This window comes from Streptomyces bambusae, from assembly GCF_020532645.1.
Lineage (GTDB): Bacteria > Actinomycetota > Actinomycetes > Streptomycetales > Streptomycetaceae > Streptomyces > Streptomyces bambusae.
In genome coordinates, this window is the sequence record NZ_JAJAUZ010000006.1 from 199,864 (window position 1) to 215,771 (window position 15,908).

Below are 15,908 nucleotides of genomic sequence, written 5' to 3' on the forward strand. Positions count from 1 at the left end.
GCGCCGCTTCAAGGGTGTTCCCCGTCGCCGCTGCGGGCTGTCGCCGGGAGCAGGGCGAGGTCGGCCCAGACGGTCTTGCCGCGGTGGTGCGGCCGGCATCCCCAGTCGTGGGCGAGGCGGTCGACGAGGAAGATGCCGTGCCCGCCTATGGAGTCGGGGCGGTGCTCGCGAAGCCGGGGCGGGACCGGGCTGGGGTCGGTGACGCTGATCCGCAGGCGCTCGTCGTGACGGGTCAGACCGAGGGTGTGAATGCCGCCGCCGTGTCTGACGGCGTTGGAGAGGAGCTCGGCGGCGATCAGGAGGGCGTCTTGGCTGTGGTCGAGGAGCTGCCATTCGGTGAGGGTCTCGCGGACCCAGGCGATGCCCGTATGGCAGGCCCGTGGATCCGCGGTGTCGGCGAGGGCGAGTTCGCGGTGGCGCTCTTCGGCAGGCGGTGGACGCATGGACTGTCCCGGCGGCAGAAAACTCCGTTGCCTCTCGCGGCTGCCCGCCATCCGCCCTCCTACACCCCCCGCTCCTGTGCTCCGACCGTTGCCGGAGAGTCACGGCCGGTCGCCGTGGGTGGTGGCTTCCGCGAGGGAGACGTGGATGGTGAACGTCCCGACGGCGCCGGTCAGGTCGAGGACGGTGCGGACCGCCCGGCTGGGGGAGAGCAGGATCAGGGGCACGGTCCGGCTGCGGGCGGTGTCACGGAGGGTGAGGAGGAGGTTGAGGCCGTCGGCGGTGAACAGCTCCACCGCGTCGAGGTCGACCGCCAGCAGCCCCGGCCCGCTGTCCAGGGCGTCGCGCAGGGCTTGGTCGGCGACGTCCCGGGTGCCGGTGTGGAGGTCGCCGGACAGGACGCAGACGAGTGCTTCGCCGGTGCGCACGATGTCGGTCTTGAGCCCGGGGGCGGGCATGGGCAAGCCGGATGACGTGATGTTCACGACCTCCTCCCGGGCCCGCCTGCGTCCTTGTGCCCGCGTGAGCGGGTGGGCGCCGCTGAGGGGAGGCCGGCATTCCGATGGGCCGTGGCCCTGGGGCCGACACGGGAAGTGACGTCGATATGGAGGGCGGGATGCATGAGCGTCCGCCGTTCTGGGGGAGCCTGTCACGGTCGGCTCCCCGGGAGGGGGCGGAGAAGGCCGTCACTTGCGCGGCGTCGGGCCGCGACGCAACCGGATGACAAACCCTGTCCTCCGGTCACAGGGGGTGACCGGAGGGAGCGCGGTCTGCTACCAGACCAGGCTGGTTACCCTGCACCTGCCCCGAACCAACGCCCGCACACGCCCGGCGTCGGACCGTCCGGGGGCGGACGCCGCCTCCGGCCGGGGCCGAGGGGCTGGTGGCCGGCCGGCAGGTCACGAGCACCGGCTTCGGCTCGTCACCGACGCGGTCGACGCCCGACCACCCCGGGCGCACCGGAGCGGCGCAGCACGTGTACGGCAGCCGGCGCCGGGCACCTGCCACCTCAAGAAGGAGAGTCCGTTTTCGAAAGGTGTGTTTCCCATGGCGGAGAAGGCCAAGGGCAAGATGCAGCAGGCCAAGGGCAAGGCGAAGGAGGTCGCCGGCAAGGCGACCGGCAACGAGCGCATGAAGGCCGCGGGCAAGACGGACCAGGTCAAGGGCAAGGTCCGGGAGGTCGCGGGCAAGGCCGACGAGCAGGTCCGCGGCGTCGGGGACTCCCTGCGCGACCGCCGTGAGCACTGATCAGACCAGTCCCCTGCGTACGGCAGGCCGCGGCGTGCGATGCGCCGCGGCCTGCCGTACGCAGGGGCTCGTCAGCCGGGCCAGGTGCCGGTCAGCCGTCGGATCGTGGCGGCTCCGGCACGGTCGACGGCAGCCTTGACCACGGCGAAGATCGCCCCTTGCAGGGCTGCCGCGACCAGCACCTCCTGCCAGGTGCGGTCCTCGTCCATGGCACTGGGGGCGTCGCCCTTGTGGCCCGCCATCTTCCACGCCTGCTTGAAAGCCACGCCGGCGAGCAGGCCGCTGACGGCACCGAGGGTGAGCCCGACGGGCCGGTACGCGATCTTCGATGCCTTCACGTGTGCCTCCGCCCGCGACGCAGGAACAGGTAGACCACCAGGACCGCGGCGCCGGCCACGAGCCGCGTGCGGTTCGCCCGAGCCGTCTTCGCCACCGCCCCGGCCTTCTCGCGGACGGGGTCCGGGGCCTTCACGGCTGCGAGGTGGCCGGCATGGGTCACGCCGTCGCGGGCCTTGGCGGCGAGGGCTTCCACGGTCCGGCCGAGTTCGTCACGGGTGTGCTCGACCTGGTCGCGCAGCCGCTCCGTTGCCGGTGCGGATTCTTCTTCCTGCCGATGGTGGTCCATTGGTGGGTCTGCTCCTTGATCCCGGCCATGTCGCCTGACACTGCCGATCGTCATCTCCGGTGCGGGGCTTCCGGGCCGCGCCTACCCCGCAACCCGCCGGTCATCCCCGCCGACGTCAACCAGTCGGCCTCCGCTACGTGAGCGCCGTGACGGGCCAGGTGTATTCGAATTCGGGCAGTTCGAAGCCTTGGTCGAACCGGCAGGTGCGCTCATCGGTGCGTAGGGCTCCGTGCCGCTCGTAGAAGGCGATGGCGCGGGTGTTGGCACGGAGTACTTCCAGGTACACCGCCCGGTCCGGGTGCTCGTCCGCTGCCCAGGCCCGGGCACGGGCCAAGAGCCGGCTGCCGATTCCCGACCCGGTGCGGCCCGGTCTGGCGTGCAGGTTGTCCAGCAGGATCCGGCCGTCGGGCCGGGGTATCAGATAGGTGAACCCGTCGATTCCGGCTGCCCCCTCCAGCACGAACAGAACGGCCCCCGGGGTGGGATTCCACAGCCGGGCAGGTGAGACACCCAACACTGCGTCATGGCGATGGCGCACTGGCGTCACGGTGGAGGAATCAGAGGCCGCCCCCGCAGCCGCCTCCGCACCCGCCGCCGCCGAAATCGGCCCCGCCCAGCCCGACACCGCCGCCGGACACCCAGTGGGAAGCGGTGGACGGAGTGCGGGGAGAGGGCGACGGCGTCACGTACGGTCTGGTGAGCGCCTTCTGGAGCGCGGGCAGCGCATGGGTACCGCGGCGGGCCACGGCGGTGAGTGTCGCGGCGGTCTTGCGGTCGAGGCGGTCTTGGCCGGGCAGCCGGGTCCACCGGCCGCGCCTACTCAGCCGGACGGACAGCTTCCGCGCCGCCAGGGGGCGCAGGTCCGGCTTCGACCCCTCGTACCAGAGGGCGACGAACCCGCAGACCCACAGCAGGGCGTACGCCGCCGTCCACTCCAGCGGGACCCGATCGCGGACGGCCCAGTCGGCCGCGCACACCCCTGCGTTCACCACGGCACAGGCGAGACAGGCGCGGATCGCGCGTGCGCGCGCGGCCCGGGTGCGTCTACCGGCCTCGGGGTCGTCCAGCAGTCCGCCCGCCGCCAGTTCCCGCAGGACGTCCGCCACTGCCGCCGACTGCCGTACGGCGGCCAGGAGTCCGGGCCCGTCCTGGGCGTCGCCCCCGGCCGCACGGAACTCGACGGCGGCCTGTTGCACGGCGTCCGGCCCCGGCGCGTCCGCGAGCAGGACACGACCTCCGGCGGGGCTCGTCAGCCGGCCGTCCAGGAACATGGCGGCGAGCGCCGTGTCGGCCACGCGCGACCCCCCGCCCGACAGGGCGGCCAGGACGTACAGGTCGGGATCGGCGGGTTCGCGAACGGGCGGGTCGATCCGCCGCTGATTCTCCTGCGCGTAGGAGCGCAACTGCCGCACCAGTACCACGCCCAGCACGATGTAGACCGTTCCCCACGCGACCTGCCACATGACCGCCCCCTTGGCCCCGCCGTTGATACCCGCCGAACACGACCCGAAAACCGGCCAAGCCGCACGCGGACGGCGGGGCGTGTAGGGCCTCTGGCCGGTCCGGTCCGCGTCCTGCCGCCTTCGGGCCGACGCAGTGCCCGCTTCCCGCGGCAGCGGGGCCTTCAGCGTTTCCGGGCCGGCTACTGCCCCAGGTACTTGTTCCGCCACTCCAGCGGCGACATGTTCAGCGCCGCATCGGCCAATTCGCGGGCGGATGCGGTCTTGAGGCTGTTCAACGAGGTGTCGATCCAGTCCTGCACCAGAGTGTTGCCCTGCGAGCGATACTCCACCGCCTGCACCAGGCACTCCAGCTTGTCCGCGTCTTTGGCCACGATCGCCTCGGGAGTGTTGCCGGCTTCGTACTCCTCGACCACCCGCAGCACACCGGCCCGGACGGCAGGGTGGGCACGGGCCACCTGGTCCGCGGTGACGTCCACGTTCGCGGTGACGTCGATGTAGCGCCGGCCGATGTGCGGGATGTCCCCGATTCGCGTCTCCTGTGTGTCGTGGAAGAGGCACATCAGCGCGACCTTCGCCGGGTCGGCGCCCTCCATCATGGCCAGCACGGCACCGATGATGCCCACGCGGAACGAGTGGTCGGCGATCGACTCGGGGTTGTTGTTGCCGGTGAACCACCATCCGGTCCGCTTGGCGTTCTTCATCACACCCATCTCGAAGAGGAACGCGGCCGTGTCCTTCGCCGTCTCGTCTGCCATCTGCCGACCTCCGGTATCAGTCTCGATCACGAAGAACGTAATGCACGCTGGCCAGTTCGCGCCGGGATCTCTCGGAGGTACCGCCTCCGTCCAGCAGCCGCGCCGTACGCTCCGCCAGGTCCCGCACCAGCAGGCCGGACGCCTGCGGCAGCCAAGGGTGTGCGATCAACAGGGCCCACATCGTGTGCACGTACAGGTCGACGTACCCGGGGGCATGGTGCAGGCCGTATGTCAGTCCCCGCAGCAGCGTAACGGGATCCCAGCCGGTGAGTTGCCGGTCCCGCATGAACATGTCGTCGGACTGGGGTAACGGGGTACCACCCAGCCAGTAGGCCCAGTAGTTCAGGTTCGCTGCTTCACCCGCGTCGTCGTCCACCATCGCCCGCTCGATGAAGTCGAGCAGCGGGACCGGATCTCCGAGCCTTGCGAGCGCGGTGGCCGTCGATCGCGCCTCCGCCCAGTGCGGAGTCCACCCCCGCCGGGCCAGCAGACCTCGCCGAGCGTGCAGGGCCTGCGCCGTCCAGGCCACCGCCTCGGGGCTCTTGTCGTACGAGGTCAGATACAGGGCCTGGCGGTGCAGGAGGACCCCCTGCGCGTCGGTCCGCGGGGCTGCCTCCGCCGTGGTCCGCAGCCGCTCGAAGAAGGCCAACCGGTCCGGGGCGGGGAGGAGCGGAGAAGTAGCTGCCGGCCCTCGTCGGCGAGGGGACGGGGTACCGGCAAGGGAGGGTGGGCGCGTCCCGGTGAGGGCCCAGGCGAGCATGTGGGCGGTGTCCCGAGTGTGCACCCACTCCGCGAGCGGATGGGGTCCGTCGGTATCGACAAGGGTGGCGCTGATGATCCGGTCCGCGTCCATCGCCGCGTCCAGCAGGGCGATGACCGCCGCGTCCGCACCGAGCGCGGCCAGCCTCCGCCGCAGCCCCAGCAGGTCCACCGCGCGCATGTTCGCGACCGGCCGTCGTCCCGACTCCCAGCCCTGCACCGTGGCCAGGTCCACGCCGAGGGCCTCGGCCATCCCTGCCTGCGTGAGCGGCACCGACTCCCGCGCCGTGCGCAGCACAAAGCCCGCGATCGTTCCGGTGGTTGGTCTCGTGGCCATCGCGCGCTCCCCGGTGTGGCCCTCCACGTCACACGTACCCGCAGTCAGTCCCGGTGCACGCAGAGCGACCGTACGTTCATCTTGCGGGTTCGACCAGCCCCAGCGCCTGGGAACGAAGTTGACGCCGCACCCCCGGCAGCGGGGCGCAGCCGTACCTCCCCGGTCCTTGCGTCCCGTTGCAACCCCTCGGAGAGGAGGGCTCGATGCCCGGTCCCGAACTCCCCCGTCGCCCCAAGGCCCGACAGCGCGAAGACTGGTCCAAGCCCCTCCCCGGGGATGCGTTCGCCGTCAAGGCTGACGTCCCCTCCGCCTACGGGCGCCGCTCCCCGGCCCTGAGCGAGCGGGCCCGCCGCGGCTGGCAGAAGCTCGGTGACTTCCACATCCGAATCCGGGAGTCGCGCGAGGAGGTGCCGACGTGACGGATCACGAGTACGCCGTCGACCACGCCGGCTACGAGCAACATCCCCTCCTGGGCATCCGCGTCCGGGACATCGCCAGCCGCACCGAAGGCGAGCTGACCGCCGTCACCCACCAGTTGCACGACGACGGTCGCACGGTGCGGATCGCGCACATCCGCCCGGCCTCGGGGATCGAGTGCACCACGGCCGCGGACAACATCCAGCGGGCCTGACCCCACCACAGACCCCCGCCCCGTACCTCCTCACGGCACATGCCGGGGCGGACGCACCATCACCAGCACCATCCGTGAACACCGAAGGGAGCACCACCATGGCCGACACCAACCAGGTCGACAACCTCACCCGGCGGCTGGACCACTCCGTTACGGACGGCTTCACCCCGGCTGCCCCGCTCACCTCGCTGACGCGCCGGCTGGACCACATGGTTCCGGACGACGCCGCCCCCGAGGTCACCGAGGTCTGACCAGAGTCTGACACCGACCCGACTGACTGACGGCATCGCGGGGCGCTTCGCAGCGTCACCACCGAGGCGCCCCGTCCCACGTCGCCACCACTCCGCGATCCACCACCCGGCGCAACGCGACCGAGGAGACACGACCATGCCGACCACCATCGCCGCCTGCGTAGAGAGCGGCTCGTTCTTCGACCTCAACCGCGACGACCCGGTGCTGACCCAGCTTCGCGAGAACGGCTCCGAACACGCCCTCCCGTTCGCCCTGATGGAGCACCTCGTGAAGTCGGGCACCCCCTACGCCGAGCACGCCCGCACTCTCGCCGCCGACCCCGTGCCCGTCGACGGGGCCGTCTTCGACTGGTTCGACGGCGCCCTCCACGAGCAGCTCGCCAAGGAGGTCAACCTGGAGACGTACGGGATCCTCGAACACACCGTCGCGCGCCGCACAGACCTGACCCGCGCGCTGGAGCGGATCGCTTCGATCCACCCTGAGGGCTTCGCCCGCGTTCGCGAGTTCGTTCGGGGCCTGCTGTGGGTGGGTCTCAAGCCCGGTACTGGCGGCTCCTCGCTGACCAGCTCCAGCGACCCTGCCCTCCCGTACGTCGTCATGTTCTCCGAGAAGGCGCTGCTGCACATCCCGCCCAACACCGTCAGCACGGAGCCGTCACCCCGTTTCCTCGCGGAGAACATCCTGCACGAGGCCGTCCATCAGTCGGTCAGCTTCCACATCCTCCAGCGGTCGGTCTTTGCCAACGGCTACTCCGCCAAGGCCTCCCCGAAGATCGAGATCGCGTGGCGAGCGGCGAGCGAGGAGCGGAACCAGTTCTGGGAGATCGACCGAACCTTCCACGCGACGTGCGTCTACAACCAGCTCCTGCGGTTCAGGCGCACCGAGCTGGACCGCGAAGACCTGAACGAGAACGAGCGGGCGTGCTTCCAGGCCGCCTACGGTGAAGGCATGCCGGCGGTCCGCTACCTCATGGACCAGCTTGAACGGAACGCCGAGCACTTCACGCCCCACGGCCAGGCGTTGCTCGCCGATCTGCGTCACCAGACCGACGGACTGTAGTACCGTCCGGCCCGATCAGGACCCACCCAGGGAGAGATCAGTGCTCCAGCACCTCATCACGCACGGCGAGGATCTGCGTATGGCCCCCGTCGACCGTGAGCAGTTGACCACCGCCGTCGCGGAACTCCGGGAGGAGCTGCAGGCGCTGCCCGAGGGCACGGACGCTTCCAGGGCGCGGGTCCTGGCCCGGTGGAGCGGCATCGGCCTGGTGAGCCTCGGTGACTACGACGACGCCCGTACATTCCTGCGGCAGGCGCTCGACCTGGCTGACGCTTCAGGCGACACACGAGGGGTAATCGCCACTGAGCTGAACCTGGGCGACGCCTACCGCTACGCCGGTGAGGCAGAGACCGCCGGCGCCATCTACCGCAGCGCCTTGGACGCCGCCCGGACCAAGCACCCGGACCTCGTGGACTTCGCCCTCCAGCACCTCGGCAAGCACTGCCTGGAGCAGGGCGAACACGAAGCGGCTCGCGCCCACCTTCAGGAGTGCCTGCGCCTGCGGATCGCCAAGGGCGACGCCGGGCTGATCGAGTCCACGCAGGCCGCGCTCGACCGCCTCGGCGCGGACACCCGCGACGTCACCAGGCCGTCCGCTGCGGCCTCGTCGTGCACCGTGAGGGTGAGCGTGTGACGTGGTCCCGGCCTGCTGGGCCGTCGGGTGTGATGGTGAGCCCATGCGGTCGGGGCTCACGCGGATCAGGCTGAAGGCCGGCTCAGGCGCAAGCTCGCGGTGCCGGCGGCCGCGTTCGATCCCCGCCACCTCTCGCACGGTGTCAGCCGAGTCCGCGGCAGCAGCCACGGCGTTGCAGGTCGTCCAGAGACCAGGTGCACCGTGGGGAGCCGGCGGCCCGGACGGCTGGCGGGATGCGCAGGGCGGGCGACGGAAGGGGGTCCGGGCTCAGGCCGGCCAGTGCTTGGTGCGTCTGGCCAGGGTGGGGTCCGCTGATGTGCGGGCGGCGCGGATCAGGCGGGCTCGGAGGGGTGCGGGGAGGGCTGCCACGTCTTGTTTCTGGCACGGCCGGGTGTTCCAGCCGGCCAGGTGCCGGACGGCGCCGGCGTCGTGGCGGGGGCCCGCCGTCGGGTGTCCGAGTGCGGCGGCGATCTCGGCGAGGGGAACGTCGGCGAGCAGCCGGCCCGGGACGGCTTCGTGGGGCGGGAAGCCGGAATAGCGGCCGCTGCCCGCGCCGCACCAGGCCAGCAGCAGGAGCGCCCGGTCCACCGGGTCCGGGTCCGCCTGCTGCAGCCGGGCGTGTGCGTCGGCCAGGAACTCGGGCGCCGGGTGCGAGCCCGTGCGGGACAGGGCCAGCATGGATCCGGTGAGAGAGGCCAGGGCCGGCGGAACGGCTGCGATCCAGTCCGCCTCTTCGGCGTCCTGCCGCCTGCGGACCGACGCAGCGTCCTCTTCCCGTGTCAGCGGGCCGGCGAGGCCGTGTTCGGCCAGCCACCGGAGCAGCGATGCACCGTCCTTCAGGACGGCCAGACCCTCCCAGCCGTCCCAGCGCAGTGCCTCGCTGTGGTGCAGGACCACGTCGGCCACGCGCTCGCCGTGCGGGCCGAGGAACTCGAACCGCACGTCCCCCGCGCACGCGCAGGCGTGGCCAGGGAGCTTCCCGACGGCCATGGCCGTGCGCAGGCGGTCAAGGTCGGACGCCTGCGACAGGTCGACAGAGGCCCGTCCGCCAGGGTCGGCCTCGGTCAGCCGGAGCCGTACGGCGTCGCGCAGAACGTCGTCCAAGGCGCGCAGTGCGGACCTCGTCGGCTCCATTCGACCTCCTGACCCTCCTGGCGTCGTGCCGTGTCGCTGCATCGTAATAGGCGGCCGGTCCTCGACCGCCTACGCCTGCCCACGGCCGCTACGCGGTGACGGTGAAGCCGTGGGCCTTCCCCAGGGCGGTCAGCGAGGTCGGGCCGGGAACGCCGTTGCAGTCGTCCGGGCCCCAGCCGAGTCCGTTGCGGTCGGAGTGCCTGCGCTGGAACCGTGCGTACGCGGTCACGGTGAGGCTCCCGTACGAGCCGTCGTGGGCGTACGCGTCCTGCAGCAGCCCCTCGGCGGCCAGGGCCACCTCCACGACGTTCACTTCGGCCGGGTGGGTGGTCGTGCCCTGCCGGCCCTGGGGGTCGCGGCGGGCGGCGTCGACGAGGTGGGTGAGCGAGACCCGGGGCTGCTGCGGCCGTGAGGCCGGGACGGATGCTTTCGGCGTGCCGCCGAGCGCGGGATCGGCGCAGGTGGTGCCTTCGGCGAACGCCGGGACGCCGTACCCGTACGGGCTGCCGCGCCCGCGGCGCGGCCGCACCCGCAGGTACACGCCGTCGCCCTGCGGGCTGCCGTTCGCGTTGGTGTTGCCCTCGACGGTCCAGATCGAGTCGGCGTCGTAGGCGTAGACGACACCGACGTGGTCCTGTCCGGTGGTGCCGAGGTAGAACGGGCCGCCGAGGACGGGGTGGTCGGTCCACCGGCCGGCGCGCTTCCACCAGTGCACGGCGGTGCTGCAACTGGCCGTGATCGGCCACGAGCTGCGCTCGCCGAGTTCGTCGGCACCCCACGCGGTGAAGACGGCGCACCAGGCCATGCCCTGCGACCACTCCAGGCCGGCGGTGGCGGGCGAGAACTTCTGGACGTTGTTCCAGTTGCCGTTCGCGTCCCGGCCCTCGTGGTATCCGGCCTGGCTGCGGAGGAGGTTGACGTACTCGGTTCGGGACAGGGCCATGGTGCCTCCTGGGCGTGCCGAGGACCCGCGCGTGGCGGGTCCGGGGAGGTGGGGGACCTGGGTCGGGTCCGGATCCACGGATGTCGGGTGGTGCCGGGGGGGTAGTGGGGATGGCCGCAGGGCGACGGTGCCGGAGTCGGCGGGCATGCCCGTCGGGGATGCGGTGACGTCGATCGTGCCGTTCTGCCGGACGAGGAGGGTCTACCCGTTCGCGCCCGCGGCCCCACCTGGATGCCCGAACCAGGGGCGTCGGACGGCTACCGGTCGAGGAACGGCAGCAGTACCCGGTGCAGGGGCAGGTAGGCCGGCCGGTCGTGCCGGCCGATCTGGTATCCGAACATCCCTGCCGTGGCGGCTGCGGTGATCTCGTCGGGGTTCTCGCCTTGGAACACGGCCCGGCAGCCGCCGGAGTTCGCGAGCGCCCGCTGGAACAGGGCCGGTGCCGGCTTGGACTCCTCGATGCTGCGCGGGGTGAGGATCCGGTCGCCGAAGTACTCCCACACGAACGGCTTCGCCTCCGACCAGCTCGCCGCGATGTGCTTCTTCGTCGCCTCCGCCCGCTCGGCATCGGTCGCACCCCAACTCGGCGGCACGTTCGTGATGATGCCGAGCGGCACCCCGGTGTGGTGCAGCTGCCGCAGATATCGCAGTGCCCCCGGCATGTAGGTGAGGTGGGCCCGGTCGGAGGTGTCGACCAGGGTGTCGCCCAGGTCGAACCAGACCACCGAGCAGGCCGGGACCGGCAGCTCCGGTGCAGGTCCGGCTGCCGACACCGGTCCGGCTGCCGACACCGGTCCAGCGGCGGGTACGAGCACGGTCGCCGCGGTGAGGGCCACCGCGGCCAGGCGCATGAACAGCTTCATCAGACTCCTCGATTCCCTTGTGCCGACTACTTGCAGGGCCCCGATGATCGCGGTCCGCCCCGGCCGACGGCTCCACCGGATCTCCATGGACCTGAAGCGACGTCTGGCCTAGCCTGACCGTCGTTCGAAGATCAACGATTTCGGGCCGGGCCGCGGGCCGGCCCACGGGGGGATGCACCATGCACGGTACGGGGGACGCGTGATGTCGGGGAGAGGGCTGGCGGGATGCCTCACGGCGGTCGTGGTCGTGCTGGGAGTGATCGGGTCCATCGTGACCTTCTTCCTGTCGACCGAGGGCTATCTGCCGGGCGACGCCATGGTGCGGACCTGGGCCACCGCGAAGGAGCGTTCCGGCGACGGAGAGGAGAACGGCCGGTGGGTCGTCGGGGACGTCGCGGTGCGCAGCCGGTTCGACGCGGTGACCGGCTTCGGCATGGCCGACGGTCATGACGGCGAGAAGCTCTGGGAGTTCGTACCGCCCGGCCGCACTCAGATCTGCGGGAGCGCTCGCCGCGCCGACGCGTCGGTCCTCCTCGTCGCCTACGGCACGGAGCGGCGCGAGACGGCGTACAGCAACGGGAAGCCCGTCGTCCCGGGCAGGAACGAGGGCTGTTCGACCGTCCTGGCCCTCGACGTGAAGGACGGGCGGGAGCTGTGGACCGCCCCGCGGACCGTCTCGGACGGCCTGTTCCCCGGCGGCGGATTCCTCGACGCGGGCGGGGGCCTGGCCCTGGTCCTCCACGAGCGGACCAGGCAGGAGCTGCGCGCCCCGGGCGGCAACCGCTCCCTGCGCGCAGTCGACCTCCGCACGGGCAAGGCCCGTTGGACGGCGGCCGTGCCCGGCGCATGCGGCGTGTGGCAGGCCGCGGTCGGCGAGGAGCAGGTCCACGCCCTCCTCGCCTGCGGCGGCGACGACGCCGACGGCACCGGCACCGGCACCGGCGGCACGGGCACGGGCACAGGCACAGGCACCGGCACCGGCAGCACCGGCGGCGGGGACGCCGAGCTGATGGCGGCGGCGTTCGACCGGGCCACCGGGGCCCTGAAGTGGAACGTCCCCATCGATGCCCGCCGCCCCGTGGCGCTGGATTCCACCGTGGTCATCGAGTCGGCCGACCCCTTGGTGCTCCGGGTCAAGCGGACCTCGACCGAAGGCGCGGGCGTGTACGTCCCCTTCGGTCCGGACGGGAAGGCCCGGCCGGTCATCGAGTTCACCGGTGACGACGACAAGATCGAGCCGGCCGACCGGACGCAGACGGCGTTCGCCGGCGACCGGATGTACGCGCTGGTGTGGCATTGGTACAAGGGCCGCAACTCCCGCCTCGTCGCCTTCGACCTGAAGACCGGCGAACAGGAGTGGAGCAGGAAGCTGGACGAGCCGGCGGCCGGTCTGGACGTACGGGGCGACCGGATCACCGTCCTGTGCGAGTGGTCCACCCAGTCCAGTGACATCACGGACTTGTACGTGTACGACGCGGACGACGGCGAGGAACTCGACGAGCGCCATTTCCGGGACCCGGCGCCCGGACCGTACTTCTTCGAGCACGACGGGCGGATCATCGTCGCAGGCGCGGACGGCGACCGGGCCTTCACCGCCTTCGAGCGCTGGTGAGGACGTCGTCGTAGAGGCGGAAGAGGCGCAGCCGGTCGGCTTCCTGGTCGGCTTCCCGGCCGGCTTCGTCGGCGAGTGCTTGCCAGCACTGTGCGGCGAGGGTGCGTGCGCGGGTGCCGGGCCAGGGCTGGGGGAGCAGTTCGGGAGGGAGCAGGGGGTCGGGTTCCATGGCGGTGGTGAAGGCCGCTGCGAGCTCGATGGCGTACGTCAGCCGTTCGGTGCCGGTGGGACGGTCGGTGGCGGCGAGCCGGTCCAGGCGGGCCGCGGCGAGGGCCGCGAGTGCTTCGTGGCGCTCGGCGATCGCGTCGAGCGGCCACAGGAGGGCGGCGAGCCGGGCCGGGTCCTCCTCGTCGCCGACTCTCAGGTCGCGGCTGGTGAGGAGGGTGAGGAGGGGTAGGACGCCCAGGTGGCGGGCGTGGGACTCGACGATGTCGCCGATGGGGTTCGCGGCGACGTACAGGCCCCCCTGGAGGGGTGCGGCGCCGAGGTGGAGCAGGGTGTCGCGGAGGGAGTCGCGGGCCTGGCGGGCGGTCTCGGGGATGCCGAAGGCGAACAGGTGCCAGGTTCCGTCCCAGGGCGCGAGCCCCCGGTCCTGCCGGTAGGCGTGGCGGACGTACTCCGCGTCCGGGGCGACGGCGCCTGTGGGGTCGGCGGTGGCGACCAGGCGGGCTTTGCGGCCGCGGCCCTCCTGGGTGAACCGGCCATCGGCGACGAGCCGTTTGATGCACAACCGGACCTGCTGGTCGGTCATGCCGAGGGCGGTGGCGACGGCGTACAGCTCGCCCGCGTCGACGGTGCCGTCCTCGCGGACGAGGGCGAACACCAGCGTCCGGGTCCCGATGTCGGGGGCGGCGGGCTCCGCCGCGGGTCGGCTGGTCACTGCTGCTCCTCCGGGGTGTTGCCGGGCCGTGCCGGGGTGGCTCGGTGCATCGTGGTCACCGCGCCGAAGCCCATGAGCCGCTTGAGGTACGGGGTCTGCTCGGTCCGTACGGCGGTGAAGCCGTGCCGCTCGTACAGTGCGCGGGCCCGGGGGTTGACGTCGATGACGTCCAGGCGGACCCGGGAGCAGCCGTGTTCGGCCGCGATGGCCGCGATCTCCGTCAGCAGGAGGCCGCCGATGCCCGTGCCGCGCTGTGCGGGGTCGACTGCGATGCCGTCCATGACCAGTTCGCCGGGCTCCGGGGTGCGTTCGAGCAGGGCCAGTACGGCGAGCCGGGGCAGGCCGCGGAACAACCCGTAGGCGGAGAGGACGTCCCGCCCGCCGCCGCCGGTCAGTGCGCGTCCGTCGACCTGGTAGCCGGCCACGCCCACGACGCGGTCGCCGCCGGGGGTGAGGGCGACGGCGGCGCGGTCGTGGTGGAGGTGGCGGGCGATGAAGGCGCGGCCGCGCTCGGGCGGGTCGAGGGCGGCACCGAGCTTCCGGCCGAAGGCCTCCCAGTACAGCTCGGCGACCTGTTCCTCGGCCCCCAGCGGCACGCCGCGCCGGATGACGACTCGTGTGTCCATGACTCCTCCTCGCGTTCTGCGTACGAACATAGTACGTTCGAATTGAGAACGGGCGTTACTACTTCGATAGTTTCTGTTGGGGGTCGTCGGATGGAACGCATGCGCGCACCGCGCACGCCGCGTCGTCGCCGGGCGGTGCGGGCCGTGCTCGCGACGCTGGCCGCGCTGGTGGTCGTGGCGGCGGGGCTGGGCGGACTGGTGGTGTGGCAGAACACCTACGAGCTGCGCGAGGAAGCGGTGACGGTACGTCAGGCAGGACGCACCCTGGACGGAGTGCTGGCCCTGCCCCGGCGAGGGAAGGGGCCGTTCCCGCTCGTGGTGTTCGTGCACGGCGACGGTCCGGTGGACGCCACGCACGACACCTTCTACCGTCCGATGTGGGAGGCCTTCGCCCGGGCCGGGTACGCCTCGCTGTCCTGGAACAAACCGGGCGTGCACGGCTCGCCGGGCGACTGGCTCGACCAGAGCATGGACGACCGGGCGGACGAAGCCGTCGACGCCATCGCCTGGGCCCGGAAACGCACCGACATCGACGGCGGCAGGATCGGCCTGTGGGGCGCCAGCCAGGCCGGCTGGGTCCTCCCCAAGATCGCTGCCAAGGACCCCGGCATCCGGTTCGCCATCGCCGTCTCACCCGCCGTCAACTGGCACCGGCAGGGCCGCTACAACCTCCTCGCCGAGCTCCGCCGCGACGGCGCCTCCGACGCCGAGGTCGCGACCGCCCTCCGCCGCCGCGACACCGGCCTCGCCCTTCTCGGGCGCGGCGCCTCCTACGAGGAGTACGTCCGTGCCGTCGGCGACCCGAAGGGCATGACCGCCGCCCGCTGGCGGTTCGTCTCCAAGAACCACACCGCCGACGCCACGGCAGACCTGCCCGCCCTGCGCGGCACACCCGTCCTCCTGGTGCTCGCCGGACACGACGTCAACGTGGACACCGCCGACACCGAGGCCGCGTACCGCCGCCTGCTGCCCGGGCGGGCACTGCACGTCGCCCACTACCCCGACGCCACCCACGGCCTGGTCAAACACGCCGTCGAGGACTCCCCCCTGCGCCTGACCCTGACCGCGCTCTGCGCGCCCCGGTCCCTGTTCGCAGCCGGTTTCCTGGCCGACCAACGGCATTTCCTGGCCTCCGTCGCCACCGAAGGAGCCGAACGACGACCACCACACCCACCCCGGCACCGGCCGAGCCCACCGTCGGAACCCGACCGGCCCCGCCCCCTCGCCGCAGCAGGCCCGCACCTAGACTCCCCGACGTGAGCAACAACCTCCGCTGCACCCACTGCGGCACCGTCGGCCTGGAAGCCGGCTTCGTCGAAGACGCAGGTCAGCACTCCCGCGGATACGCCCGCTGGATCCAGGGCGCCCTGGAACGCGGCATCTTCGGCGGGGCCAAGCGCATTGGCAGGCCCGCCTGGCGCATCGACGCCTTCCGCTGCCCCGCCTGTGCCCACCTCGAACTCTTCGCCGGCGAGCGGGCCTGAGCCCGCAGAGGCCTGCCCCGTGTGACCGTTCCGGTGGACCCCAACGGCCTGGTACCTGCGGGCGGGTGCTCTTGTGGGGGAAGCTGGGGCGGCCGTGTGCTGGAGAGGGGAGAGCCGGATGGCCTGGCTGTTCAACGTCGTCGGGGTGGTCATGGTGGTCTC

Annotated in this window: 22 protein-coding genes; 9 read left to right on the forward strand and 13 right to left on the reverse strand. The window is 72.0% G+C overall.

Features of this window, described 5'->3' with window-relative positions; translation table 11 throughout:
• Positions 1–8: 8 nt before the first annotated feature.
• Both LG634_RS06845 and LG634_RS06850 read right to left on the reverse strand, forming a co-directional pair.
• On the reverse strand, positions 9–443 hold the full coding sequence (locus LG634_RS06845) for an ATP-binding protein (protein WP_226732724.1): 435 nt from the start codon (positions 441–443) through the stop codon (positions 9–11).
• Positions 444–542: 99 nt separating this feature from the next.
• Positions 543–926, reverse strand: a complete 384-nt coding sequence (locus LG634_RS06850; RefSeq protein WP_226732725.1) for an STAS domain-containing protein — start codon at positions 924–926, stop codon at positions 543–545.
• Positions 927–1,488: 562 nt separating this feature from the next.
• Between LG634_RS06850 and LG634_RS06855 the strand changes: the two genes are divergently transcribed.
• Entirely contained in the window at positions 1,489–1,689 is a 201-nt protein-coding gene (locus LG634_RS06855; RefSeq protein ID WP_226732726.1) for a CsbD family protein, read from the forward strand.
• Between the two features lie 71 nt (positions 1,690–1,760).
• Here the strand turns inward: LG634_RS06855 and LG634_RS06860 are convergent, their stop codons facing one another.
• The 6 genes from LG634_RS06860 to LG634_RS06885 form a co-directional block, all read right to left on the reverse strand.
• Positions 1,761–2,027 (reverse strand): DUF4235 domain-containing protein, encoded by a 267-nt coding sequence (locus LG634_RS06860; RefSeq protein WP_226732727.1) that lies wholly within the window; start codon positions 2,025–2,027, stop codon positions 1,761–1,763.
• Positions 2,024–2,314: a DUF3618 domain-containing protein gene (locus LG634_RS06865; RefSeq protein ID WP_226732728.1), complete on the reverse strand. Its 291-nt coding sequence runs from the start codon at positions 2,312–2,314 to the stop codon at positions 2,024–2,026. Before LG634_RS06865 ends, LG634_RS06860 begins: the two co-directional genes overlap by 4 nt.
• 133 nt (positions 2,315–2,447) lie before the next feature.
• Positions 2,448–2,828: a GNAT family N-acetyltransferase gene (locus LG634_RS06870; RefSeq protein ID WP_226732729.1), complete on the reverse strand. Its 381-nt coding sequence runs from the start codon at positions 2,826–2,828 to the stop codon at positions 2,448–2,450.
• A 43-nt stretch (positions 2,829–2,871) separates the two neighbouring features.
• Positions 2,872–3,777, reverse strand: coding sequence for a TIGR04222 domain-containing membrane protein (locus LG634_RS06875; RefSeq protein ID WP_226732730.1), 906 nt, complete (start codon positions 3,775–3,777; stop codon positions 2,872–2,874).
• A gap of 179 nt (positions 3,778–3,956) precedes the next feature.
• Positions 3,957–4,532 (reverse strand): HD domain-containing protein, encoded by a 576-nt coding sequence (locus tag LG634_RS06880; protein ID WP_226732731.1) that lies wholly within the window; start codon positions 4,530–4,532, stop codon positions 3,957–3,959.
• A gap of 16 nt (positions 4,533–4,548) precedes the next feature.
• Positions 4,549–5,628, reverse strand: coding sequence for a helix-turn-helix domain-containing protein (locus tag LG634_RS06885; RefSeq protein WP_226732732.1), 1,080 nt, complete (start codon positions 5,626–5,628; stop codon positions 4,549–4,551).
• Between the two features lie 203 nt (positions 5,629–5,831).
• Between LG634_RS06885 and LG634_RS06890 the strand changes: the two genes are divergently transcribed.
• The 5 genes from LG634_RS06890 to LG634_RS06910 all read left to right on the forward strand — a co-directional run bounded on the left by LG634_RS06890 (position 5,832) and on the right by LG634_RS06910 (position 8,204).
• Positions 5,832–6,047: a hypothetical protein gene (locus tag LG634_RS06890; protein ID WP_226732733.1), complete on the forward strand. Its 216-nt coding sequence runs from the start codon at positions 5,832–5,834 to the stop codon at positions 6,045–6,047.
• Positions 6,044–6,259, forward strand: coding sequence for a hypothetical protein (locus tag LG634_RS06895; RefSeq protein WP_226732734.1), 216 nt, complete (start codon positions 6,044–6,046; stop codon positions 6,257–6,259). Before LG634_RS06890 ends, LG634_RS06895 begins: the two co-directional genes overlap by 4 nt.
• A gap of 74 nt (positions 6,260–6,333) precedes the next feature.
• On the forward strand, positions 6,334–6,510 hold the full coding sequence (locus LG634_RS06900) for a hypothetical protein (RefSeq protein ID WP_226732735.1): 177 nt from the start codon (positions 6,334–6,336) through the stop codon (positions 6,508–6,510).
• 136 nt (positions 6,511–6,646) lie between these two features.
• On the forward strand, positions 6,647–7,570 hold the full coding sequence (locus LG634_RS06905; protein WP_226732736.1) for a hypothetical protein: 924 nt from the start codon (positions 6,647–6,649) through the stop codon (positions 7,568–7,570).
• Between the two features lie 40 nt (positions 7,571–7,610).
• Positions 7,611–8,204 (forward strand): tetratricopeptide repeat protein, encoded by a 594-nt coding sequence (locus LG634_RS06910; protein ID WP_226732737.1) that lies wholly within the window; start codon positions 7,611–7,613, stop codon positions 8,202–8,204.
• Between the two features lie 267 nt (positions 8,205–8,471).
• Here LG634_RS06910 and LG634_RS06915 read toward each other — a convergent pair whose 3' ends face one another.
• The 3 genes from LG634_RS06915 to LG634_RS06925 form a co-directional block, all read right to left on the reverse strand.
• Positions 8,472–9,338: a hypothetical protein gene (locus LG634_RS06915; protein ID WP_226732738.1), complete on the reverse strand. Its 867-nt coding sequence runs from the start codon at positions 9,336–9,338 to the stop codon at positions 8,472–8,474.
• 88 nt (positions 9,339–9,426) lie between these two features.
• On the reverse strand, positions 9,427–10,281 hold the full coding sequence (locus tag LG634_RS06920) for a L,D-transpeptidase family protein (RefSeq protein WP_226732739.1): 855 nt from the start codon (positions 10,279–10,281) through the stop codon (positions 9,427–9,429).
• Positions 10,282–10,538: 257 nt separating this feature from the next.
• Complete coding sequence (locus tag LG634_RS06925; protein WP_226732740.1) at positions 10,539–11,144, reverse strand: HAD family hydrolase; 606 nt, start codon at positions 11,142–11,144, stop codon at positions 10,539–10,541.
• 202 nt (positions 11,145–11,346) lie between these two features.
• Between LG634_RS06925 and LG634_RS06930 the strand changes: the two genes are divergently transcribed.
• Positions 11,347–12,756 carry an outer membrane protein assembly factor BamB family protein gene (locus LG634_RS06930; protein ID WP_226732741.1) on the forward strand — a complete coding sequence of 470 codons (1,410 nt, stop codon included), beginning with the start codon at positions 11,347–11,349 and terminating at the stop codon, positions 12,754–12,756.
• On the opposite strand, the gene LG634_RS06935 is transcribed toward LG634_RS06930, so the two are convergent.
• Both LG634_RS06935 and LG634_RS06940 read right to left on the reverse strand, forming a co-directional pair.
• Entirely contained in the window at positions 12,734–13,636 is a 903-nt protein-coding gene (locus tag LG634_RS06935; RefSeq protein WP_226732742.1) for a PaaX family transcriptional regulator C-terminal domain-containing protein, read from the reverse strand. The two genes, LG634_RS06930 and LG634_RS06935, sit on opposite strands and share 23 nt — an antisense overlap.
• Complete coding sequence (locus LG634_RS06940) at positions 13,633–14,262, reverse strand: GNAT family N-acetyltransferase (RefSeq protein WP_226732743.1); 630 nt, start codon at positions 14,260–14,262, stop codon at positions 13,633–13,635. The genes LG634_RS06935 and LG634_RS06940 overlap by 4 nt, the downstream gene beginning before the upstream one ends.
• Positions 14,263–14,361: 99 nt before the next feature.
• Here LG634_RS06940 and LG634_RS06945 point away from each other — a divergent pair, with 99 nt between their 5' ends.
• Positions 14,362–15,522 carry an alpha/beta hydrolase family protein gene (locus LG634_RS06945; protein ID WP_226732744.1) on the forward strand — a complete coding sequence of 387 codons (1,161 nt, stop codon included), beginning with the start codon at positions 14,362–14,364 and terminating at the stop codon, positions 15,520–15,522.
• Positions 15,519–15,746, forward strand: coding sequence for a hypothetical protein (locus LG634_RS06950; RefSeq protein WP_226732745.1), 228 nt, complete (start codon positions 15,519–15,521; stop codon positions 15,744–15,746). The genes LG634_RS06945 and LG634_RS06950 overlap by 4 nt, the downstream gene beginning before the upstream one ends.
• Positions 15,747–15,908 lie beyond the last annotated feature (162 nt).